Here is a 21,932-nt window from a genome sequence, read left to right as displayed (position 1 = left end):
TCCCCTCCCGGTAGGTGGCGTACGTGAAGTCCGCGTGCTCTCCTGCGCCGTCCAGGTACGGATAGTGCCAGTTGCGGGTGTCCCGGAGGGGGAGAAAACGCTTACTTTCCCTCTGGGTGGTACTTTCCCGATCGGCGGAGTCGCAAGACCGACCGGTGCAGTAACGTCGGAGCCGTGACTGACGAGGAACCAGGGCCGACCCACGCCCCGGGGGCGAAGAAGGCGAAGCGGAAGAGGAAGCCTGCCGACAGGCCCAGTACGATCCGTGACGTCGCCGCGAAGGCCGGTGTCTCCGTAGCAACCGTTTCCAGGGCGCTGGCCGGCAACTACCCGGTGTCCACGGAGACCAGGGAGCGGGTCATGGCCGCGGTCGAATCCCTCCACTACGTCGTGAACGTCCACGCCAAGGCACTCTCCGGACGGGTCGCCGGACCGATCGCCCTCGTGCTGAGCGACATCACCGGTCCGTCTCTCGCCCATGTCGCCGCGGGAGTGGAGGAGGAGGCCGGCAACCGGGGCCGCCTCAGTCTGGTCTGCTCCACCAAGGGCGACATCGGGCGGGAGGACGACCTCGTCCAGCTCATGCGGGAGCAGCACGCGGCGGCGGTCGTCCTCGTCGGCGGCACCGTGACGGACGACGCCTACAACCGTCGGATGGCCGGCTACGCCAAGGCACTGGACTCAGCGGGCTCCCGGCTGGTCCTGTGCGGCCGGCCGCCCCTGCCGAAGGGCGTGCCGGCCACGGTCGTGGACTACGACAACCGCGGCGGCGCCTTCCAGGCCACGGCACATCTGCTGACGGCCGGCCACCGGCGCGTCCTCTTCCTCGGTGGCGTCCCCGGCTTCAGCAGCGCGGAGGAGCGGCGTCTCGGTCACCAGGACGCCCTGCGGGCCCATGGCGCGCCGCACGCCGAGGAGTTGGACACCACCGGTGACTACACCCGGAAGTCGGGCTACCTCCGCACCCGGGAGGCGCTCCGCTCGGGAGTCGGGTTCACGGCGGTGTTCGCGGGGGCCGACATGGTCGCGCTGGGGGCGCTGGCCGCCCTGCGCGAGGCCGGTCTGAGCGTCCCGGGCGATGTCTCCGTGGTCGGCTTCGACGACGTCCCGTTCGCCGCCGACCTCACCCCGGCGCTCACCACGGTCCGCGTCCCGTTCGAGGAACTGGGCCGCACCGCCGTACGTCTCGCCCTGGAGCGCGAGGTCGGATTCGCGTCCGACAACCATGTCGTGCTGAGCACACAGCTGGTGATCCGGGATTCGGTGCGGCCGGTGGGCTGAGCGAGGGCGGGTCAGGGCCGTCATGTCGGACCGCGGGCGGCTCGTGACAGTACGGAGACGTCGGTTCGCCTTCGGCCGGGCCTACGTCGACTGCCGTCGCCGGTATCGGCCGTGGCCTGCCCCACCCGGACGGACTGGCCGCTCGGGGCGTGCCGCAGTCCTTCATCGGCCACACCCTGACCGCCGTGATGTCGTGCGGGTCGAGATCCGTCAACGGGCGCCCAGGACGCACAGGTCGACGGCCTCGCCCGTCTCGACCAGGCCGGAGAGACCGTGCAGGCGCGCAGCGCGTCGGCGGGGGGCACGCGCTGTCCGGTTCTGCTCGGACGGCCGCCGGCCTTGGACTCGCAAGCATCATCAAGGCCACACCCTGGTGCGTCGGCGGCGGCCGGGCCCGGAGCACCTCGCGCACTTCGGCAAGCGGTGAGCCGGACCGTGTGCGGTCAGTCCTCCGCGGGCACGACCCGGGTCACCTTGCCGTTGGGGTCCGCCTCCAGAAAGCCGGACTGGCTGTACTCGTTGCTCAGGTAGACGGCCATGCCGAGAGGGGTGTCGAAGATGTCGTTGGGCTGCCGCACCATCACGTAACGGGTGTCCACTTTGTCGACGTTGAGCTTCTTCCCCGCCTCTTCGAAGAGCGCGGGCAGCTTGTCCCAGTTGAAGCCGTCCAGGCCGAAGGGCTGGACGCCACCCGTCAGCTTGCCCTTGATGATGCCCTTCTCCACACCCTGTCCGACACGGTAGGTGTAGGTGTCGTACGCGGTGTCGCTGCCCTTGACCATCACCTCGGCCGACGCGTACTCGTCGTAGACGGTGAAGTCACCGAACCTGTCCCGGCCGGTCTCCTGCTCGATCGCCTCGATGGCGGTGCGCATACCGGCCGGGGTGAGCAGACTCGTGGTCTTCGTGTCCTTCGGCTTCTGGGCGGCCGGGGCCGCGGTCGCGGAACCGGTCGCCTCCGGAGCCGAGGTGGCCGACGAACCGCCGGCGCCCGCCGTGGCCCCCGACCCACCCGAGTCGCTCCCGAACGGCAACAGCCACCACATCAGGACCAGCGCACCGGCGAGCGAGGCCCCCGAGACACTCAGCAGGACGCTCAGTCCGGGGCGCCCCTTACGGACCGCGCGAACCGGCGAGGTCGTCGGCTGCCCAGCCGCGATGTGGACCGGCGGCGGCCCGAATCCGGCGGGGGCACCCGGGACGGGAGCGGTCGGCGAGGCGTGGGCCCCTGGGTGCGAAGGGGCCGTGGCGGCGGCGGACGGCGGTGGCAGCAGATAGGAGGTGGGCTGGTGCCACCCGGTCGCCGAACCTGGCTGCCCCGACTCGATCCCGGCCAGTCGGCGGTCCAGTTCGGCGGACGACGGCCGCGCCGCGGGGTCCCGTACGAGCACGCTCATCAGTACGTCGCCCAGGGCGCCGGCCCGCACGGGCGGCGGTACGTCCTCGTGGAGGACCGCGGCGAGGGTGGCCAGGGTGGTGCCCCGGCGCAGCGGGTGGTGACCCTCCACGGCGGTGTACAGCATCATCGCCAGCGACCAGAGGTCGGAGGCCGATCCGCCCTCGTGCCCGGAGATCCGCTCCGGCGCCATGAAGTCGGGCGTGCCGATGATGGAGCCGGTGGCGGTGAGGCTGGTCGCCTCGCGGATCGCGGCGATGCCGAAGTCGGTGAGGACGGGGCGGCCGTCGGTCCTCAGCAGGACGTTGGCGGGTTTGACGTCCCGGTGCTGGATGCCGGCGTCGTGCGCGGCCACCAGCGCGGCCAGCACTCCCCTGCCGATCCGGGCCGCCTCGGCGGGCGGCATCGATCCCTGGGCCAGCCGGTCGGCGAGCGAGCCGCCGCTGACCAACTCCATGACGATCCACGGGTAGGTGCCGTCGCCGCCGTCGACGATGTGGTGGATGGTGACGACGTTCGGATGGTCGATCCGGGCGAGGGCCCGTGCCTCACGCAGCACCCGCTCGCGCAGCATCCGCGCGCCGTCGGGGTCGTACTCGGCGAGGTCCCGGTCGGGCGGCCGGACCTCCTTGACCGCGACCATCCGGTGCAGCACGAGGTCCCTGGCCCGCCAGACCATGCCCATCCCGCCACCGCCGAGGCGGGCCTCCAACTCGAAGCGCCCGTCGACGACTCGTCTGCCGGGGCCTTCGTCTGCCTCACTCATGGGCGGGAGCTTAGTTGTCCCCACCGACAGCGTTCGCCCCGCCCGGCACGGGACGTCGTCACAGCTCGGGCAGTACGCGGTCGTCGCCGACGTGCCTCATGACCAGGGTGGGGGTCGGGCGCTGGACCCCGGTCAGAGCGGGACTAGGACGTGGTCGTGCCCTCGGCCGAGTTGGTGGAGGACTGCGCGGTGCCGTCCTCCTTCATGGCCTTGGCCTCGCTCTTGAGGATGCGCATCGACTTGCCCAGCCCGCGGGCGGCGTCGGGCAGCTTCTTCGAACCGAACAGCAGGAGGAACAGGATCACCACGACCAACAGGTGCCAGGGCTCCAGTCCGTTGCGAAGCATCCCGCACGTCCTTTCTCTACGCTCATTGTTGCCAGCTTGCGCAACTGTACAACCAACTGCCCTGACGCCACCTCAGTCGTCGGAGTCCTTCTTGTTCGTCGCCGCCGCATACGCCTGAGCCGGAGTCATCGCGACCCCGTTGAGCGCGACCGTCTTGTAGGGGCTGACCTTCGCGCAGGTCTTGGCCTCGTCGGCGGTCTGGGCGTGGGCGTTGGAGACCGCGGCCTTGGTGTCGGCGGGCGCCGGCGAGGACGAGCCGCCCGGATACGTGGTCCCGCTCGCCCAGTCGCTGCCGATCACCAGCGTCAGCCCCGTGCCGGTGCCCTGCTCCAGATGCGAGGCGGGCAGCCCGAGCGCCTTGGCGGCCGTCTGGGCCTCGCCCTTCTGACCGGTGCCGTAGGTGAGGGTGGTGGTCGTCGCGGGGCTCGGCGCGTTGGCCGTGGTCGTGGCGGAGCTGAAGCCCTGGCCGGTGAGCGCGGTCGCGATGTCGGAGGCGCGCCCGGTGATCTCGGTGCCGTTCTCGACGGTCACGGCGATCTCGGACGCGGGCACCGCGGAGGCCGTGGCCGTCGCGGAGGCCGCCGCGGCCTTCTTGCCGGAGCCGGTGGTCAGGGACTGGTCGTTCGCGATGCTGGAGAAGAGTGCCTTGGCGCCGGAGCCCACCACGACCCGGTTGGCGTTGGCCGGGTCCGGGGCGGTCTGCATGGTGGTGAAGGTCATCCGCTGGGTGGGGACCTTGTTCACGTCGGCCGCGAGCGCGATCAGCTTCTTGACGCTGCCGAGACCGTCGTCCACGGTCAGCGCCTTGGTGGCGGCGTCGGCGAGGTCGTAGACCGCGGTCGGGTCGGTGAGCGTGCCCGCGCTCTTGAACTTCCGGATCATCGCGCTGAGGAAGATGTGCTGGGAGACCGTACGGCCGAGGTCGCTGCCGTCCCCGAAGCCGTGCCGGGAACGGACGAACTCCAGGGCCGCCTCGCCCTTGAGGGTGTGGGTGCCCTTGGAGAGCTTCAGGTGCGAGTAGGTGTCGTACACGTTGCTGCTGACGCACACGGAGACACCGCCCACCGCGTCGGACATCTTCACCACGCCGGAGAAGTCGAGCTTCACGAAGTGGTCGATGGGGATGCCCGTGAGCTGGTGGATGGTGGCCACCTGGCAGGCGGGGCCGTACTGCAGGGCGCTGTTGATCTGGCCGTAGTAGCCGGGCGTGGACTGGCCGCTCTTACTGTCCTTGCAGGCCGGGACGTCCACCATGGTGTCGCGCGGGATGCTCATGACGGTGGCGTTGGAGCGGTCCGCGGATATGTGCACCACCATCTGCACGTCCGCGTTGCCGTTGCCGGTCTGCACCCCGGTCTGGGAGCAGCCGCCGCCCAGTTTGCAGTCCGCCGCGCTGGTCCGGCCGTCCGACCCCATGACCAGGATGTTGATCGGGGTACGGCCGAAGGCGTCGGCCTTCTCCGAACCGCCCTTGCCGTCCAGGGCCACGCTGTTGATGTTGCCGTTGAGGTGCTGGTAGAACCACCAGCCTGCGCCGGCCGTGCCCAGCAGCAGGAGCGCCAGACATATCCCGGCGATCTTCAGCACCCGCCTGCCGCGCCGCACGGGGCGCGCCCTGCGCCGCGACCGCTTCCCCCCGCGCGAGCGGGCCGCGGCACGGGCCGCTGCCCGGCCACCCGGCCGTGGTGCTCCCCCGGCCCCGTCCGTCCGTTGGCCCGGCACCTGGCCGGTGCGGCTTCGTGTGGCCTGACCGCCCGGGCCGTCCCACCGGTCGCTCATCTACCACTCCCACGAAAGGGTCGGGCCCGTCAGGCCGGGCCGAGGGGTGGACGGCCGGGCGTGCGCGGCGGTGTACAGGCAGGCCAAGCGGGAACTTCGCCTAGGTTGCGTAGTTGCGCAATCTAACAAACCCCTGGACCGGCCAGCACAATGCCCGCCGCTTTTCACAGGTGAGGCATCTCATGGAAACCTGCGGCAACCTGATCGGGGCGAATCAGCCTCCGCTCCCGCCTCCGGCTCCGCTCAGCCGCCGCCTTACCCTCCGCCCACTGCCCGCCCCGCCTCGGCCCAGTTCGGGCGCAGGCGGTCGAGACAGGACCGGGCCTGGCTGACCGGCGCGGCCCCCCGGGCGAAGGCGAGCATGTTGCCCCCGCCCATGTTGTAGCCGAGGGCCAGCAGTTCATCCTTGGTGCAGGGGGCGGTCCGGTCGGCAGGCAGTTCGGCCGCCAGGTCGTGCAGGTACCAGGCTTCGGCCTCGATGGCGAGGTCCCGGTCGTCGGGCAGTTCCTCCCAGCTCCGGTCAGCGAAATCCCGGCCCTTCTTCACCTCGTCGAAGGTGGTGCGGTGCATGTTGGCGATGCCGAAGGCCGCGTCCGGCTTGTACTTCTGCCAGGCCCGTTCCAGGGACGGGACGTGCGGCTTGCAGGACTCGTTGTAGAGGATCGCCATCAGCAACCGGGCGCTGACACCGGTCTGTCGGGCGCGGCTGCGGACCTGGGAGGCGTAGTCGGCGGGGTCGTACGACGAAGGGGTCGTCGCGGAAGGCGCTGTGGAAGGCGTTGCGGAGGCGGGACGCGTGGCTGGGGAACCCTCTCTCGGAGGCGTCGAGTCGCCCCGCGAGGTGTTCGCCGCGCGCACGATCACGTACAACGCCAGGGCGAGTACCAGCACGGGGAGCCGGCGCCGACGCGCCCGGGAATCGAACATGCCCACCCCCTCTCCGGCCTGGCTCCCTCTACCGAAGGTGCGCTAAGAGCGGCGTGAGGCGGTGCTGTGCACGGCCGGGACGGTCCGGGCCGTCAGCTGACCGACCATGACGCGGACCACCGTCACGATGTCGGGGTCGTCGACGTAGTAGATCTGGCGTCGGCCCTCGCGGCGGGCCCGGACCAGCCCGGCGAGCTTCAGTTTCGCCAGGTGCTGGCTGACCGCGGGCAGCGCGCCGCCCACGCGGTCGGCGAGATGGGTGACGTCGCTCTCGCCCTGGGACAACGCCCACATGATGTGCAGCCGGGCGGAGGAGGCGAGCAGTCCGAACGCGGCGGCCGCCTCGGTGAGCACCTCGGCGGACGGATCCTCCAAGCCACCGGCGAGTGTCACCACGGTCCCCTCCCGTTCCGCCCGGTCACCGTCAACGCACGCGTGCTGTCTCAGTGTAGGGGCGGTGGGGATACGCCGACGAGCGCGCCGGCAGTTCACGCCAGTTCATCGCTTGCGCAATGTAATAAGCGTGTGAAAGAACATCGACGACTTGTCATCAGTCATCGTCGGACCTCTTTCCTCCCCTGATCAATCCCTAGGCTTGCGCAATCAGGCAACCCAAGGCATCGGTGTCCGGCGCACTCCGCCCGGCTCCGGCCCGACTGGAGGACAACGACGTGGGCATCATCGGCTGGATCATCCTCGGCCTGCTCGCCGGAGCCATCGCCAAGATCCTGCTGCCGGGCCGGGACCCGGGCGGCCTGATCGGCACCACTCTGATCGGGGTCGCGGGAGCGTTCGTCGGCGGCTGGCTCTCCGCGCACTTCCTCGACCGGCCGGTGGAGAGTCACTTCTTCGACCTCTACACCTGGGGCGCGGCGATCGGCGGGTCGCTGGTCCTGCTGATCGGCTATCGCCTGCTGTTCGCCAACTCGCGCAACTGACCGAGGTCGGCCCGCTTTCCGTCCCCGGGTCGGCCCAGAAGCCTGTCTGCCGGCCCGGGGGCTCCCTCGCCTGGTTGGCCGCAAAGCGATGGCCAAAGCTGTGGAGTGTGCGCCGTTTGAGGGGGCACCCGTGCGTCACCAACTACGGATGGGGTGACACCGCATGGAGATCTCAGGCGTCATCAGCGCGATTGTCATCGGCATCGTGATCGGTGTCCTCGGCCGGCTCGTGGTCCCCGGGCGCCAGCGCATCGGCATGCTGTGGACGATCCTGATCGGCATCGTCGCCGCCTTCATCGGCACGGGCATCGCGGCTGGTCTCGATGTCGCCGACACCGACGGCGTCGACTGGGTGGAGTGGCTGATCCAGATCGCCGTCGCCGCGCTCGGAGTGGCCGCACTCAGCAAGGTGAAGGTGCGTCACTGACGAGCACCGCGGCCGACGGGCCTCGGGTGGACTCGGAGTCGCGGGCTCGGTCTTCGCCCATCGGTGGGGTCCGGTGGGCGAAGACCAGCGCCCCGGCCGTACGGAGCTTTACGGCGTCCGGCGGCCATCTCGCCCGCCCGGCTCACCCGTCGTACGCGGCCCCGCCCCTGAGCCGGCGCCGCTCCCGGAGCAGCACGGCGAGCGGCACCCGGATGCCGTACCCCACCGCGCGCCGCGTGACGGAGGTTCCCGTGCTCTCGACGCGGGACAACTGGTGCTCGGCCAGGTCCAACAGGGCACGCTGAAGCGGCCGGAAGCCCGGCGCGGTGACGTCCACGAGGGCTCGCGACTCGGTCAGGGACTTCCTGGTCCTACGGCAGGTCAGCGCGACCAACTCCCGTACGCCCGGGGTGTCCTGGCCTTGTTCGAGGTCGGAGCGGCCGACGCCGAACCGGTCCAGGTCCTCCCGCGGAAGGTAGAGGCGTCCTTCGTTCAGGTCGTCGGTCAGATCGGTCAGGAAGTCCAGGCGCTGCAGACCTTCGGCGAACGACCGGCAACGGGACCGGAAGACCTCGTCGCCGCCGCCCTCGTACTGCAGGTCCTCGATCAGCATCAGGGCCGGCAGGGCGAGGTTGTCGACGTAGTGCTGGAAGTCGGCCTCGGTGGCGTGGCCGGTGAAGTGCAGTTCCTCGGTGGTGGCCTTGAGGTAGGTGTGCACCCAGTGGTGGGGCAGCCTCCGTGCCGCCACGGTGTGCAGGAAGGCCCGCAGGACCGGGTCCTCCGCCTCTCCTGACTCCAGCCCCGAGGTGACCCGCTCGGCCCAGTCGCGCCAGCGCGGCAGCCGTTCCTCCAGCGGTCCCTGGTCGGCGAGGTCGTCGGTGCGGGCGAGGAAGGCGTAGGCGGCGACCACATGCGGGTGCAACTCCGGGGCCACCAGCAGGCGTACGGCCGCGTAGTGGGCGAGGATCCTGCGGGCGAAGACCCGGGCGGCGGTCGAGTAGTCGGCCCGTAAGGAGCGGTCCTGCACACCGGCGGCCGCCAGCCTGCGATCCCAACTCGGCACGTCGTCACACCCTTTCGTGTCCGGCCCGGCCTGCTCGACCGCCACGGGCCCGGTCGAGTACGGCATCGAAAGGGGCGGTCCCAGTGACCTTAGCCTTTGGCTGGAGGGCTCTCCCCTCCCCTCCTCGACCGGCCGGTGCGCTACGTCGCGAGCAGGCCGCGTCCCAGCCAGTCGGAGGAGTCGCGGACGCCGGGCAGGGCGAAGAAGTAGCCGCCGCCGGTCGGGGAGATGTAGTCCACGAGGGGTTCGTCGATCAGGCGGGTCTGGGTGGCCTCGAACTGGCGCCGTACGTCCTGCTGGTAGCAGCAGAAGACCAGGCCCATGTCGAGGTTGCCGACGTCGTCGATCCCCCGGTCGTAGTTGTAACCCCGGCGCAGGATGCGGGAGTTGTCAGTGGTCGGGGTGCGCGGGTTGGCGAGGCGGATGTGGGCGTCGAGCGGGATCGCCGTGCCGTGCGGGTCCTTGGCGTAGTGCGGGATGTCGGTCTCCTTGGAACCGTCGAGCGGGGCGCCGGTGTCCTTGCGGCGGCCGAACATCAGCTCCTGTTCGGACAGCGAGACACGGTCCCAGAACTCGACGAGCATGCGGATGACACGGATGACCTGGTAGCTGCCGCCGTGCGCCCAGGCCGGCTCGTCCTGTCCGTCGCCCACCCACACCAGCCGGTTCATCTCCCGGGCCGACGCCACGTCGGGGTTGACGATGCCGTCCTTGAAGCCGAGGAGGTTGCGCTGGGCGCCGCTGGGGCGCGGGCCGTTCTGGAAGCCGTCGACGCGCCACTTGATCTGCATCGCACCGCGGGTGTGCTTGGCGATGTCGCGCAGTGCGTGCAGCACGGTGTCCTGGCGGGCGGCGCAGAGTTGCAGGGACAGGTCGCCGTGGCACTCGGCCGGCTTCAGGTTGTCGTTGGGGAAGGTGCGCATGGGGGTGAGCCGGCGCGGTTTCGCCTTCGTGAGCCCGTAGCGGTCGTCGAACAGCGAGGCGCCGACGCCCACGGTGACGGTGAGCGCGTCGGCGGGGACGTCCGGGCCGAGGATGCCGTTGTCCGAGGGCGGGGCGCCGACTCCGAGGTCGGTGGGGGTGCCGCCGGAGGTGAGGAAGCGGGCCCGATCGGTGATGGTCCGCAGCAGCTCGGCGAGTTGGGCTCGGTCGTCCGCGATGACGGAGAAGGAGACGAAGGTGGCCGCGGCCGGTGCCGTGGTGACAATGCCCGCCTGGTGGGTGCCGTGGAAGGGGACCTTCGCGGGGCCGGTGGCGTCCGAGGCCTGCGCCTGGGCCGTGCCGGTGCTCTCGCTCAGTGCGAAGGCGCCGCCGGCCATGGCCGTTCCGGCGGCACCGGCGCCGAGGGCCGTCCGCATGAAGGAACGGCGTCCGGCACCCGCGGGGCAGCCTGATGCTTCGGTGGACGGCATGGGGTGGTTCCCTTCGGGGCGTTCGTGGTCTTCGGTCTTCACGCGGACTTCCTGATCTCCAGCAGGTCCGGCACCGGCGCGAGGTCCTCCAGGAGCTGTCCGGTGGCCCCGTTCAGCCGGGCCCGTGCGGTCGCGTCCAGACGGTCGACCGGGGTCCACCGGTCGCCGTGGTGGGCCGCGTCGAGCAGCTTCTGCAGCCGGGCGATGTCCGCGTCGACGGTAGGCAGCAGGTGCGGGGCGCGACTGGTCAGCAACGGCCGCAGGACGGTGAGGAGTTCGCGGGTGCCGGTGAGGTTGGCGTCGGCGGTGGCGAGGCCCGTGCCGCTGCCCTGGTCGGTGTCGCCGGTCAGCTCGAACTGGAGGGTGTTCTCCAGGATCTCGTGGGTGCGCAGCGGCAGGTCGCCCGGATCGAAGTCCTGCGTGGGGAACGCCTTGCGCAACCCGGCCGCGTCGGCGGCGAGTTGCCGGGCGGGGCCGGACAGGTCCTTCGCGGACTGGCCGTGCCACAGCCCGTACTCGATCCGGTGGAAGCCGGTGAAGTCCTTGTCGTGCACGCCGTCGGGGAGCCCGTCGGGCCTGCCGTTGATCTTCTGGTCGTAGTCCTGGAAGGTGCCGTAAGCGGCGCCCAGGGAGGCGTAGGTGCGGTGCGCGGTCAGCCAGTCCGTGCGGGCGGCGCCCAGGTGGCGGGCCGTGATGTCGGCGCTGAGCCGGTGGGTCTGGGTGACGAGCGTGGCCAGGCCGCGGTCGACGTATGCCCGGTACGACGCGAGCGGCGCGGCGAGGTCGTGGGCGGAGACCGGCACGACGGCCGTGGTCCCCCCGCTGCCGCTGACCCGGACCGCGCGGGAGGTGACCGCTTTGCCGCTGCTGGGCACACAGCGCCAGGCGTACATACCGCCGGCGACGGTCGCCACCAGGGCCCGTGTGGTGCCGGGGGCGAGGCCCTCGACCTCGCCGTAGACCGCGTCGGTGGCCGGGTCGACGAGGTACACCTCGGCGGTCTTGTCACCGGTGTTGTGCATCTGGAAGGTCTGCCGCCCCGGCTTCGGCGCGGTGAAGCCGTTGCCGCAGTCGGTCTCCGAGACGGCCACGGTCTGGGCAGCGGCGGCCGGGGAGTCACCGAGGGCGACGGCCAGTCCCGCCAGGACAGCGGGCCCGGCGACCACCGCGACGGGTACCACCCACGTGGGCCGGCGGCGGCCGGGCACGGGCGCACCGGGCTTCGTCTGCGGCTGCGGCGCGGGGTCGGCCACGCGCGGCCGGGCACCGCGCAGGAACAGTGTCATCACCACGGCGAGATAGCCGACGTAGGCGACCACCTGCAGCCAGGTCATCGTCGGCGTCAGGTTCAACACGCCCTGCGCCAGGGTGGCGTACCAGGACCCGGCGTCGATGCTGCCGCCGAGATCGACGGCGTACGAGGTCCCGCCGGGAAGCACCCCTCCCTCCTGCAGGTCACGCAGCCCGTACCCGAGCACTCCGGCCGCGATCAGGATGAGGACGGCGCCGGTGGCGGTGAAGAACTTCGTCAGGTTGATGTGCAGGACGCGGCGGTACAGGCCCCAGCACAGCCCGGCGGCGAGGACCAGTCCGACACCGGCACCCGCCAGCGGGCCCGCGGACTCGCCGGCCGCCCGGGCCGTGGTCCACAGGAACAGCGCGGTCTCCAGGCCCTCGCGGCCCACCGCCAGGAACGACGTGACGATCAGCATGCCCGCGCCCATGCCCAGCGCGCCGGTGACCTTCTCCCGGATCTCACCGGAGAAGGTGCGCGCCGAGCGTCGCATCCAGAAGACCATCGCGGTGACGAACCCCACGGCCACCACGCTCAGCGCACCGCCGAACGCCTCCTGAGCGGTCGCGGACAGGGACGCTGCGGTGAAGGTCAGCACCGCGCCGAAACTCAGCGCGAGCGAGATCGCGGCCAGCACACCCGTCCACACCTGCGGAAGCCTGGACCTGGCGCCGGCCCGCACCAGCGTGGCAACGAGAACGGAGACGATGAGCCCGGCCTCAAGACCCTCCCTGAGCCCGATCAGGAAGCTCGGAAACGCGTCATCCCACATGAGCTGCGGCCCTCCGGCCCGTCGTCGTCAGGCCGCTGCCGCAGGTTAGCGAAGGCACGCCTTACTTACGCCGACCATCATGAGCGCACGTCTGCAGGTATCCGGTCATGGATCAGCAGTTATCCGGTCATGGCGACGCAATAGTGCGGTAAAGATCGCTACGGCCCGACGGGGTTCGCCCCATGGACACAACTCCACTAGTCATGGTGGCCGCGCGGATACCTGACCCTCGAACTATGGTGCCCCACCACATGTGCCCTTGACCTGCGCGTTCCTACCGTGTGCGAACACGTACCCGTCCCCATCGCACACGAGGAAGTGGCGCACATGGCCTCCGCAGCATCCGCTCCCCCGACGCCGAGCAACCTCAAGCGCATCGTCGCCGCCAGCCTCATCGGCACCACGATCGAGTGGTACGACTTCTTCCTGTACGGCTCCGCGGCCGCCCTGGTCTTCAACAAGCTGTTCTTCCCCGACTCCGACCCGCTCGTAGGCACCCTGCTGTCCTTCCTGACGTACGCCGTCGGATTCGCCGCCCGTCCGCTCGGTGCCCTGGTCTTCGGGCACTACGGCGACCGGCTGGGACGCAAGAAGCTGCTGGTGCTGAGCCTGCTGCTGATGGGCGGGGCGACGTTCGCGATCGGGCTGCTGCCCACCCACGCGACCGTCGGCACCGCCGCTCCCGTGCTGCTGACCGTGCTCCGCCTCGTCCAGGGCTTCGCGCTGGGCGGCGAGTGGGGCGGGGCCGTCCTGCTGGTGTCCGAGCACGGGGACGCCCGGCGGCGCGGGTTCTGGGCCTCGTGGCCGCAGACCGGCGCACCGGCCGGGCAGCTGCTCGCCACGGGTGTGCTGTCGCTGCTGACCGCCGTGCTGTCGGACGCCGCGTTCGGCAGCTGGGGCTGGCGGATTCCCTTCCTGCTCTCCGGTGTCCTGGTGATCGTCGGTCTGTGGATCCGGCTGTCCGTCGACGAATCACCCGTGTTCAAGCAGGCGTTGGCCCAGGCGGAGGCCCGTAAGTCGGCTCGGGACGGACAGGCCGAGAAGCTGCCGATCGTCTCCGTGCTGCGGCACCACTGGCGGGACGTGCTGGTCGCGATGGGCGCGCGCATGGCGGAGAACATCAGCTACTACGTCATCACCGCGTTCATCCTCGTCTACGCCACCACGTCGGCCGGTGTCTCCAAGCAGACCGCCCTCAACTCGGTGCTGATCGCCTCGGCCGTGCACTTCGCGGTGATCCCGGCCTGGGGCGCGCTGTCGGACCGTGTGGGTCGCCGCCCCGTGTACCTGCTCGGCGCGGTCGGCGTGGGTCTGTGGATGTTCCCGTTCTTCTCGCTCATCGACACCGGCGGCTTCGGCAACCTGGTCCTCGCGGTGACCGTGGGGCTCGTCCTGCACGGCGCCATGTACGCGCCCCAGGCGGCCTTCTTCTCCGAGATGTTCGCGACCCGGATGCGGTACTCCGGTGCCTCCATCGGCGCCCAGTTCGCCTCCGTCGCGGCCGGCGCCCCCGCCCCGCTCATCGCCACCGCGCTCCTCGCCGACTACGACAGCTCCACCCCGATCGCCCTCTACGTCATCGCCGCGGCCGTCCTGACGGTCGTCGCCGTCGGTGTCGCCAAGGAGACCCGGCACCGGGATCTGGCCGACGTCGAGCCGGCCCCCGAGACGGAGCCGGAGGCGCCCAAGGCCTCCGCCGCGGATGCCCGTACGACCTGAACTCCCTGAGCCCAGCCGGCCGACCCCCGTGCGCACCCGCGTACGGGGGTCAGTGCCGCTCCGGCGCCGACAACCGGTGCAGCCGCAGCGCGAGTTGGATCTCCAGGGCGCGGGCGGGGCTCTGCCAGTCCTCGCCGAGCAGCCGGCCCACCCGCTCCAGACGCTGGGCGACGGTGTTCACATGGACGTGCAGGTCGTCCTTGGTGCGGGCCGGGCTCATGCCGCACGCGAAGTAGGCGTCGAGGGTGCGCAGGAGGTCGGTGCCACGCCGGTCGTCGTAGGAGACGACCTTGCCGATGGTCCGGTCGACGAACCCCGCGATGTCCCGGTCACCGGCCAGGAGCAGCCCGAGGAAGCCGAAGTCCTCCGCCGCCGCACCGTCCCCCGAGCGGCCGAGCAGGCGCAGCGCGTCGAGACAGCGGCGGCCCTCCTCGTAGGCGGCGGACACCGCGTCCGGCTGGACGGCGAGGTCACGGACCGGGGCCGAGGCGCCGACGGTGACCGCCTCGTGGACGGCCGTCCCGAGGTGTCCGGCGGTGCGGCGGGCCAGTTCGGTGGCGGTGTCCCCGGCGGTGAGCGGCAGCAACAGGACCGTGCCGCCGTCGCGGGCGGCGGCCAGACCGTGCCGGGTGGCGGCGAGGTGGGAGGCCGCGGACCACAGGCGTCGGCGGGCGGCCGCTTCCTGGTCCGCGTCGGCCGCGGGCCCGTCCAGACGAGCGGCCAGCACGACGTGGGTGGCGTCGAGGTCGGCGTCCAGGCGGGAGGCCCGGTCGCGCAGCAGGCGCGGATCGCGGTCCCGCGCGTCGAGCAGGTCGTCCAACAGCTCACCGCGCACCCGTTGTTCGGCCTCGGCGGCGGAGCGTCTGGCCAGCAGGAGCAGCGAGGTGACCATCGCGGCGCGCTCCAGCGTGCGCTGGTCGACGGGGTCGAGTCCGGGACGGCCCCGCAGCACGAGCGCGCCGAGGAGTTCGCCGCCGGCGGCCACGGCGGCGATCCAGTCGTCCTTGTGCCGTACGGCGTGGCCTTCGGCCCGGGAGCTCTCCAGTGCCTCGGCCGCTGCCGTCTCGGTGAACTCGACCGTGCCGTCCAGGATCTCGGCGACGGCCGCCGCCACGTCGTGCACCCCACCGCCGCGCAGGACCAGTTCGGCGAGCCGGTCGTGGACGTCGGAGGCACGCTCGATGACGGCGCTGTGGTCCTGGATGATCTGGTTGGCCCGCTCCAGTTCGGTGAGGGCCGAACGGGTCTCGGTGAGCAGGTTGGCGGTGTCGATGGCGGCCGCGGCCAACGCGGCGAAGGAGCCGAGCAGGGCGATCTGCTCCCGCTCGAAGACCCGGGCGCGCCGGTCCGCCGCGAACAGGACCCCGATGACGTGATGCCCCAGCGTGAGCGGCACGCCGAGGATCGCGACCAGGCCTTCGTCATGGACCCCCGCGTCGATGGTGCGGGTGTGCTGGAAACGCTCGTCCTTGAAGTAGTCGTCGGTGACATAGGGGCGCGCGGTCTGGGCGACCAGTCCCCCCAGGCCCTCGCCCATCCCGAGCCGCAACTGCTGGAAGCGGGCGGCGACCGAGCCCTCGGTGACCCGCATGTAGGTGTCGCCGCGCGCCGGGTCGTGGAGGCTGAGGTACGCGACGTCGGTGCCGAGCAGGGACCGAGCGCGCTGCACGATGGCCCGGAGCACCGCGTCCAGGTCTCTGAGCCCGGCCAGGTCGTGGGCGGTCTCGAAGAGGGCGGACAGCTCGGCCTCCCGGCGGCGGCGCCCCTCCAGTTCGGAGCGCACGCTCAGGGCGATCGCCCTGGCCTCCTCCAGCGCGGCGATCCGCTCGGCCGGCCTTCCCTCGGCCCGGGCGAGGAGCACCGGCTGCTCGTAGGCGTCGATGGACGCGCCCCTGGCCAGCAGCGCGAGGAAGGGGGCCTCGGCGCTGCCGACGGAGAGCTCGGCGGGCTGCACGTGATCGCTGGACATGCCCACAGGATTACTCATCGCACGGTGACCCCGTCAGCCCTGTGGACAACCTCGGTCCGTGGCACTCCGGCCTGGTGCCCTTCAGTGTGCGGTCCAGCCGCCGTCGAGGACGAGGGACGTGCCGGTCACGAACGACGCCTGCGGGCTGCACAGGTAGGCCACGGCCTCGGCGACCTCCTCGGGCTCGATGAGCCGCTTGAGCGCGCTGTCCTGCAGCAGCACCTCGGAGATGACGCGCTCCTCGGGGATGCCGTGGGCCCGGGCCTGGTCGGTGATCTGGCGCTCGACCAGTGGGGTGCGCACATAGGCGGGGTTCACACAGTTCGAGGTCACCCCGTGGGGGGCGCCTTCGAGGGCGGCCGTCTTGGACAGCCCCTCCAGGCCGTGTTTGGCGGCCACATAGGCCACCTTGTAGGCCGAGGCGCGCAGTCCGTGGACCGAGGACACGTTGACGATCCGTCCCCACCCCTGTCCGTACATGTGCGGCAGGGCGCCACGGATCAGCCGGAACGGCGCCTCCAGCATCACGGTGAGCACCGTGTGGAACACCTCGGGCGGGAACTCCTCGATGGGGCGCACCAGTTGGAGGCCGGCGTTGTTGACCAGGACGTCGGTGCCCGCGGCGGCGTGCTCGGCGGCGTCCAGGTCGGTGAGGTCGAGGACGTGCGGCTCGACGGTGCCCGCGAGGCCCGCCGCCGACTCGGCGAGCGCTTCGAGACCGGCGGCGTCCCGGTCGACCGCTCTCACCTTGGCCCCGGCGGCCGCCAGCCGCAGCGCACAGGCGCGGCCGATGCCGCCTGCGGCGCCGGTGACGAGGGCGGTGCGGCCGCCGAGGTCGAGCAGGGGAGCGTGGGGGCCCGGGAGGGCGCTGCTGCCGGTCATGCTCCGACCCTAGGCAGCGCTCAGCCCTGACCACATATGGTCACACCCCATACTTCACTCGAAACTCGTGGGGTCGAACCATGTGGGTCCGTCTATCAGTGCCTGCTTGATCCGCAGCATCCCGAACTCGTTCAGCTCGGGCAGGGCGTCCACCGCGAACCACCCCACCTCAAGGGACTCGTCGTCGTTCACCCGCGCCTCGCCGCCGACGGCCCGGCAGCGGAACGAGATGTCCATGTACTGGCAGATGTCGCCGTTGGGGTAGGTCACGGGCTCGAGCGCCTGGACAATGACGACCCGCTCGACGACACAGTGCACGCCCGTCTCCTCCTCGACCTCGCGCACGGCACAGGCCGCGGGCTGCTCCCCCGGCTCCGGGATGCCGCCGAGCAGCGACCACTTGCCCGTGTCCGAACGGCGGTTGAGCAGCACTCTGTTCTCGTCGTCGAAGACGATGGCGCTGACGCCGGGGAGCCAGAGGAGGTCGTGACCGATGGAAGCCCGCAGGGTGCGGATGAAGTCAGGAGTAGCCATGCCCCGACCCTAACGGCCGCCCTCATGGCTCCAGTGATCTTTTCGGTACGTACGACCGACGTACGCCTACGCGCCTTCGGCCCGACGCCTGCGCACTCCCGAGCCGATCGCCCAGCCGAGCCCGCCGGCCGCGATCAGCACCAGGGCCGTCTCGGGCAGGATGCCGAGCCGGGTGGCCGGGGTCTCCGTCGAGCGCAGCGGCACCTTCTGCACCAGCGAGGCCGGCACGAACATGCCGGTCTTCTGGGTGATCCTCCCGTCCGGCATGATGATCGCGCTGACCCCGCTGGTCACCGGCACGGTGACGGTCCGGCTGTGCTCCACCGCGCGGACGCGGGACATGGCGAGCTGCTGGTAGGTCATCTCGCTGCGGTCGAAGGTCGCGTTGTTGCTGGGCACCGAGATCAACTGCGCGCCGTCGGTGACCTCGGAGCGCACGGCCCAGTCGAAGGCGGCCTCGTAGCAGGTGACCAGGCCGACCTTGGCGTTGGCCATCTGGAAGACGCCCGGCTTGGTGCCCCGGCTGAAGTCCTGGTGGACCATGGAGGTCCAGTTCTTGTTGATCGCGCCGACGAGCCCCCGCAGCGGGAGGTACTCGCCGAACGGCTGGATCTGCCGCTTGTCGTAGGTGTCGGTGGGCCCCTTCACCGGGTCCCACAGGATCTGCTCGTTGTAGAGCTTTCCGCCCCGCTCGACGACGCCGCCGACCGAGATGGGCGCGTCGATCGCCTTGGCCGCCCGGTCGATGACGGCGGCCGCGTCAGCGTTGGCGAACGGGTCGACGTCGGAGGAGTTCTCGGGCCACAACACGATGTCGGGCTTCTCGACCTTGCCGGCCTTGACCTCGGCGGCCAGCCGCTCGGTCTCGCGCGCGTGGTAGTCCAGCACGGCCCGCCGCTGGGCGTTGAACTCCAGGCCCGCGCGGGGCACGTTGCCCTGGATGGCCGCTACGGTCACGGTGCCGTCCTCGGCCTTGTCGCTGACCAGCGTCCGGGCGGCGAGCGCCCCGGTCACCGGCACGGTCACGCTCAGCAGGGCCACGGCGGCGGCCGGACGCCGTACGGCACCGGTCCCCCGCCGTTCCACGACCAGCCGCACGATGTCGTACAGGCCGAAGCCGCACAGGACGACGGCGAAGCCCAGCACAGGCGTGCCGCCCACCGCGGCGAGCGGCAGGAAGACGCCGTCCGCCTGGCCGAACGCGATCTTGCCCCAGGGGAAACCGTTGAACGGCGCACGCGCGCGTGCCGCCTCTCCGGCGATCCACACCGCGGCGGCCCACACCGGCGAGCCGGGCAGCTTCGAGACGGCGGCGACGCCCACGCCGACCAGTGCGATGAAGATCGCCTCGATCGCCACCAGGGCGATCCACGGGACGGGTCCGACCTCGACGCCGGTCCACACCAGGAGCGGCAGCAGGAAGCCCAGGCCGAAGAGATAGCCGAGACCGAAGGCCGCCTTCCAGCCGCGGCCCCGCAGCACCCAGCCGAAGACGGCGAAGGCGGGCAGGGCCAGCCACCACAGGGTGCGCGGCGGGAAACTGACGTAGAGCAGCACTCCGGAGAGCGCCGCGGCGGCGGCCGGGACGAGACGGCGGAGCCGGGCGGCCCAGCGGGAGGCGGGCGCGGACTGCGGTTCCAGCTGGTCCGACTCGTCCACGGAGGTTGCGGTGACGGTCACTCCGGGAGTGTACGGCGGTTGACCTCGGCGTCGACAGCGCGGTCCGTGTGGTGACCACGGCGCCGGCCCGGGCATGTGAGCAGCGGCATGGCCGGGCAACCCGGCGCAACTCGTCCACAAATCGACCATCAGCCGTTACGGTGTGCCGGAGTCCCTTTCGTACGGGCCGGTAGCAATCCGGGCGGCGGGGGCCACAGGTCGGGGGACCGGGGTTCGGGGGGCGGGGTGGGTTCCACGGGGATGATGTCTGTGGCCGGTCGGGACGAGGACGGCGACAGACGAAACGTTTCGGACGCGGTGGGCGTGCTGGTGCTCGGCGCCTGTGCCACCTGGTCGCTGATCACGGCGGCCGCGCACGACGGCCGTCCGGAGGGCGTCCTCCTCGCCCTGCTGGCCGTCGCCGCGGGGTATTCCGCGGGACGGATCTCGGGGGCCCTGCTGCCGGTCGCCGCACCCTGTGCCGCCGCGCTGACCGGCCTGGGCCTGACGGTGGGGCTCCCTCATCTCGCGCCGGGCCCCGAGATCGTCGCACCGCTCGGCCACGCGGGCGCCACGGCCGCCCTGCTGACGCTCGCCACCGGCGCGGCGTGCTGTGCCGCCTGGTCCACCCGGTCGACCGCCCTGCGGCTCCTCCTGCGGGTGCTGGCCGCCGGAATCGCGGTGGCCGCAGCCGCCCTGGGCTCGGTCTCCGGGCTGGTGACCTGCACCGCGGTGCTGTTGTGCTCGCTCGCCGCGAGCCGGATGAGCCACCGCGGTCCGGGCCTCGCGGGGCTCGCTCTCGCCGCGACCGCGGTGACCGGCCTGGTCTGGGCGGTGGCCGGGAGCGCCGTACCGGAAGGACTCGCCGCGTCCCTGCGCGGTCAGCTCACCGCGCACCGCATCGAACTGTGGCACGACGCCCTGCGCCTGGCCCGCGAGGACACCGCCCTCGGCGTGGGCCCGGGGCGTTTCGGGGAGCTCAGCAAGACGGCCGCCGAGTTGCTGCTGCCCGACGGCAAGCCGCATTCGGCGCCGCTGCAGCTCGCCGCGGAGCAGGGGCTGGTCGGGGTGGTCCTGCTGGCGGCGGCCTTCGGCTGGCTGCTGTACGCGCTGTGGCGCTCACCGCGTCCCACGCCGGTGGTCCTGACCGCGGGCGCGGCCCTGACGGCGCTCGCGGGGATCGCGGCGGTCGGCAACGCGCTGAGCTTCACGATGGTCTCGGTGGGCGCGGGGCTCCTGGCGGGCCTGGCGACGGCTCACCCGATCGTCGACGATCCGTCCGCGAGGTGACCGAACGTGCCGGTCTCAGTGCCGCGGGCCCGGAGCACCGGGCCGCAGACGGTCCCTGATGATGCGTACGGCCGCCTCCGCGTCGTCCACGGTGATCGTGAACGTATGCCCGTCCCACAGCTGGAGGACCACACCCTCACCACGGCGTACGACTACCGCGGTGCCCTTCTCGGGGCGCCACCGATAGCCCCAGCCGCCCCACTGGCGCGGGTTCACGTGGGGAGCGAACTCGGCACCGGCGACGTGCGCCAGCGGGATCCGGCGGCGCGGCACGCCGATGTGGCCGCAGCGCACCTCCAGGCACTCCATGTCGACCCTGAGGGCGACATGGACGAAGGCGAGCGTGAGGAAGAGGACCAGCAGGCCGGCGGCGATGCAGCCGACCACGGACATCACGAGCGGGGCGATGCCGGAAGTCCACGCCGAGTCGACGGCGAGCTCGATGCCGAGCGCCACGATCGCGGCGCCGCCGAGCGCCAGCAGCCACTGGATCCGGTTGGAGGCGCGACCGGTCCAGACGTCGGTGTGGTGCGAGGTCTGCTCGCCGTGGGGGTGGTCCCTCATACCTACGAGGTTACTCAGGTTTCGCCGCGCGGGTAGGTCGTCGCGGAGAGTGACTGCTCCGGGTGGGCTTTCCGGCCGCTCGCGGCGGTCAGCGGGCCGGTGTGGCCGTCCGCAGGAGCCGGCCCTCCGCGTAGGCCAGGGCTGGCGCGGGCAACGCGCTGCCCTCGCGTCCGCTGAGCAGCACCGTGAGGGTGCCGGTGGCTGCGGCCTCGCGCGCGGGCTGCTCGCCGATCCGACGCAGCGTCTGGGCGGCGACCGCTCGGGCGGAGCCGTGCAGGACGAGCGGCGGGCGGCCGGGGCGCTGTACGGCGGCGCGGATGCGGTCGGCGACCAGTTCGTAGTGGGTGCAGCCGAGGACGACGGTGGTCACGTCGTCGGGGGTCAGGGCGGCAGCCGCGGCGACGGCGGCGTCGATCGCGGCCTCGTCCGCGTGCTCCACCGCCTCGGCGAGACCGTGGCAGGGCACCTCGGTGGCCGGCACGCCGTCGGCGAACTCGTCGAGGAGGCCGCGCTGGTAGGGGCTGCCGGTGGTGGCGGGGGTGGCCCAGATGGCGAAGGGGCCGCCGCCGGCCGCGGCGGGCTTGATCGCGGGGACGGTGCCGATGACCGGAAGGTCCGGTTCGAGGCGGGCGCGCAGGGCGGTCAGGGCGTGCACGGTGGCGGTGTTGCAGCCGATGATCAGCGCCTCGGGACCGTGGGCGGCGGCGGCCTCGGCGAGGGTGAGAGCACGCCCGATGATGTCGTCCGGCGTCCGGGGACCCCAGGGCATGCCGTCGGGGTCGAGGGAGAGCACCAGGTCGGCGTCGGGGCGCAGTCGCCGTACCGCGGCGGTGGCCGCCAGCAGACCGATTCCGGAGTCCAAGAGCGCGATCTTCACCCGGCCACGATAGACGATGAGCCCTTGAGCGCCGGT

The 21,932-nt window shown here is 71.7% G+C and carries 19 protein-coding genes; 5 read left to right on the top strand and 14 right to left on the bottom strand.

The genetic code is table 11. From position 1 onward, the window contains the following. Window positions 1–261: 261 nt before the first annotated feature. Window positions 262–1,281, top strand: a complete 1,020-nt coding sequence (locus tag AB0D34_RS01945; protein WP_362655393.1) for a LacI family DNA-binding transcriptional regulator — start codon at window positions 262–264, stop codon at window positions 1,279–1,281. Window positions 1,282–1,724: 443 nt separating this feature from the next. Here the strand turns inward: AB0D34_RS01945 and AB0D34_RS01940 are convergent, their stop codons facing one another. The 5 genes from AB0D34_RS01940 to AB0D34_RS01920 all read right to left on the bottom strand — a co-directional run bounded on the left by AB0D34_RS01940 (window position 1,725) and on the right by AB0D34_RS01920 (window position 6,892). After that, window positions 1,725–3,443 (bottom strand): serine/threonine-protein kinase, encoded by a 1,719-nt coding sequence (locus AB0D34_RS01940; protein ID WP_362654976.1) that lies wholly within the window; start codon window positions 3,441–3,443, stop codon window positions 1,725–1,727. A gap of 143 nt (window positions 3,444–3,586) precedes the next feature. Next, the gene (tatA, locus tag AB0D34_RS01935; RefSeq protein WP_362654973.1) at window positions 3,587–3,790 is read right to left on the bottom strand and encodes a Sec-independent protein translocase subunit TatA; all 204 of its coding nucleotides are present in this window, start codon (window positions 3,788–3,790) and stop codon (window positions 3,587–3,589) included. A 72-nt stretch (window positions 3,791–3,862) separates the two neighbouring features. Beyond that, window positions 3,863–5,569 (bottom strand): LCP family protein, encoded by a 1,707-nt coding sequence (locus AB0D34_RS01930; protein WP_362654970.1) that lies wholly within the window; start codon window positions 5,567–5,569, stop codon window positions 3,863–3,865. Between the two features lie 255 nt (window positions 5,570–5,824). Next, entirely contained in the window at window positions 5,825–6,496 is a 672-nt protein-coding gene (locus AB0D34_RS01925; protein ID WP_362654967.1) for a transglycosylase SLT domain-containing protein, read from the bottom strand. Window positions 6,497–6,538: 42 nt separating this feature from the next. Beyond that, on the bottom strand, window positions 6,539–6,892 hold the full coding sequence (locus AB0D34_RS01920; RefSeq protein ID WP_362654964.1) for a metalloregulator ArsR/SmtB family transcription factor: 354 nt from the start codon (window positions 6,890–6,892) through the stop codon (window positions 6,539–6,541). Between the two features lie 275 nt (window positions 6,893–7,167). Here AB0D34_RS01920 and AB0D34_RS01915 point away from each other — a divergent pair, with 275 nt between their 5' ends. Together AB0D34_RS01915 and AB0D34_RS01910 are read left to right on the top strand one after the other, a co-directional pair. Further along, window positions 7,168–7,434, top strand: a complete 267-nt coding sequence (locus AB0D34_RS01915; RefSeq protein ID WP_362655390.1) for a GlsB/YeaQ/YmgE family stress response membrane protein — start codon at window positions 7,168–7,170, stop codon at window positions 7,432–7,434. 163 nt (window positions 7,435–7,597) lie between these two features. Further along, complete coding sequence (locus AB0D34_RS01910) at window positions 7,598–7,861, top strand: GlsB/YeaQ/YmgE family stress response membrane protein (protein ID WP_362654962.1); 264 nt, start codon at window positions 7,598–7,600, stop codon at window positions 7,859–7,861. Window positions 7,862–8,003: 142 nt separating this feature from the next. Here the strand turns inward: AB0D34_RS01910 and AB0D34_RS01905 are convergent, their stop codons facing one another. The 3 genes from AB0D34_RS01905 to efeU all read right to left on the bottom strand — a co-directional run bounded on the left by AB0D34_RS01905 (window position 8,004) and on the right by efeU (window position 12,402). Continuing rightward, window positions 8,004–8,924, bottom strand: a complete 921-nt coding sequence (locus AB0D34_RS01905; RefSeq protein WP_362654959.1) for a squalene/phytoene synthase family protein — start codon at window positions 8,922–8,924, stop codon at window positions 8,004–8,006. A gap of 140 nt (window positions 8,925–9,064) precedes the next feature. Continuing rightward, a complete protein-coding gene (gene efeB, locus AB0D34_RS01900; protein WP_362655387.1) occupies window positions 9,065–10,336 on the bottom strand; it encodes an iron uptake transporter deferrochelatase/peroxidase subunit in 1,272 nt (423 codons plus the stop codon). A 38-nt stretch (window positions 10,337–10,374) separates the two neighbouring features. Further along, window positions 10,375–12,402, bottom strand: a complete 2,028-nt coding sequence (efeU, locus tag AB0D34_RS01895; protein ID WP_362654957.1) for an iron uptake transporter permease EfeU — start codon at window positions 12,400–12,402, stop codon at window positions 10,375–10,377. Between the two features lie 327 nt (window positions 12,403–12,729). On the opposite strand from efeU, the gene AB0D34_RS01890 reads away from it, so the two are divergent. Beyond that, a complete protein-coding gene (locus AB0D34_RS01890; protein WP_362654954.1) occupies window positions 12,730–14,121 on the top strand; it encodes an MFS transporter in 1,392 nt (463 codons plus the stop codon). Window positions 14,122–14,170: 49 nt separating this feature from the next. Here AB0D34_RS01890 and AB0D34_RS01885 read toward each other — a convergent pair whose 3' ends face one another. The 4 genes from AB0D34_RS01885 to lnt form a co-directional block, all read right to left on the bottom strand. After that, a complete protein-coding gene (locus AB0D34_RS01885; RefSeq protein ID WP_362654951.1) occupies window positions 14,171–16,090 on the bottom strand; it encodes a GAF domain-containing protein in 1,920 nt (639 codons plus the stop codon). Window positions 16,091–16,171: 81 nt separating this feature from the next. Continuing rightward, on the bottom strand, window positions 16,172–16,972 hold the full coding sequence (locus AB0D34_RS01880) for a 3-hydroxybutyrate dehydrogenase (protein WP_362654948.1): 801 nt from the start codon (window positions 16,970–16,972) through the stop codon (window positions 16,172–16,174). A 54-nt stretch (window positions 16,973–17,026) separates the two neighbouring features. Next, window positions 17,027–17,506, bottom strand: coding sequence for an NUDIX domain-containing protein (locus tag AB0D34_RS01875; protein WP_362654945.1), 480 nt, complete (start codon window positions 17,504–17,506; stop codon window positions 17,027–17,029). 66 nt (window positions 17,507–17,572) lie between these two features. After that, window positions 17,573–19,186, bottom strand: a complete 1,614-nt coding sequence (lnt, locus tag AB0D34_RS01870) for an apolipoprotein N-acyltransferase (protein WP_362654942.1) — start codon at window positions 19,184–19,186, stop codon at window positions 17,573–17,575. Between the two features lie 243 nt (window positions 19,187–19,429). Between lnt and AB0D34_RS01865 the strand changes: the two genes are divergently transcribed. Continuing rightward, a complete protein-coding gene (locus AB0D34_RS01865) occupies window positions 19,430–20,455 on the top strand; it encodes an O-antigen ligase family protein (protein WP_362654939.1) in 1,026 nt (341 codons plus the stop codon). Window positions 20,456–20,470: 15 nt separating this feature from the next. Here AB0D34_RS01865 and AB0D34_RS01860 read toward each other — a convergent pair whose 3' ends face one another. Both AB0D34_RS01860 and AB0D34_RS01855 read right to left on the bottom strand, forming a co-directional pair. After that, the gene (locus AB0D34_RS01860) at window positions 20,471–21,019 is read right to left on the bottom strand and encodes a hypothetical protein (protein ID WP_362654936.1); all 549 of its coding nucleotides are present in this window, start codon (window positions 21,017–21,019) and stop codon (window positions 20,471–20,473) included. A gap of 88 nt (window positions 21,020–21,107) precedes the next feature. Continuing rightward, entirely contained in the window at window positions 21,108–21,896 is a 789-nt protein-coding gene (locus tag AB0D34_RS01855; protein WP_362654934.1) for an aspartate/glutamate racemase family protein, read from the bottom strand. Window positions 21,897–21,932: the final 36 nt, after the last annotated feature.

The organism is Streptomyces sp. NPDC048420 (assembly GCF_040651535.1).
Classification (GTDB): domain Bacteria; phylum Actinomycetota; class Actinomycetes; order Streptomycetales; family Streptomycetaceae; genus Streptomyces.
Note: the sequence above shows the minus strand (reverse complement) of the source record. Positions and strands in the feature narration are given on the sequence as shown.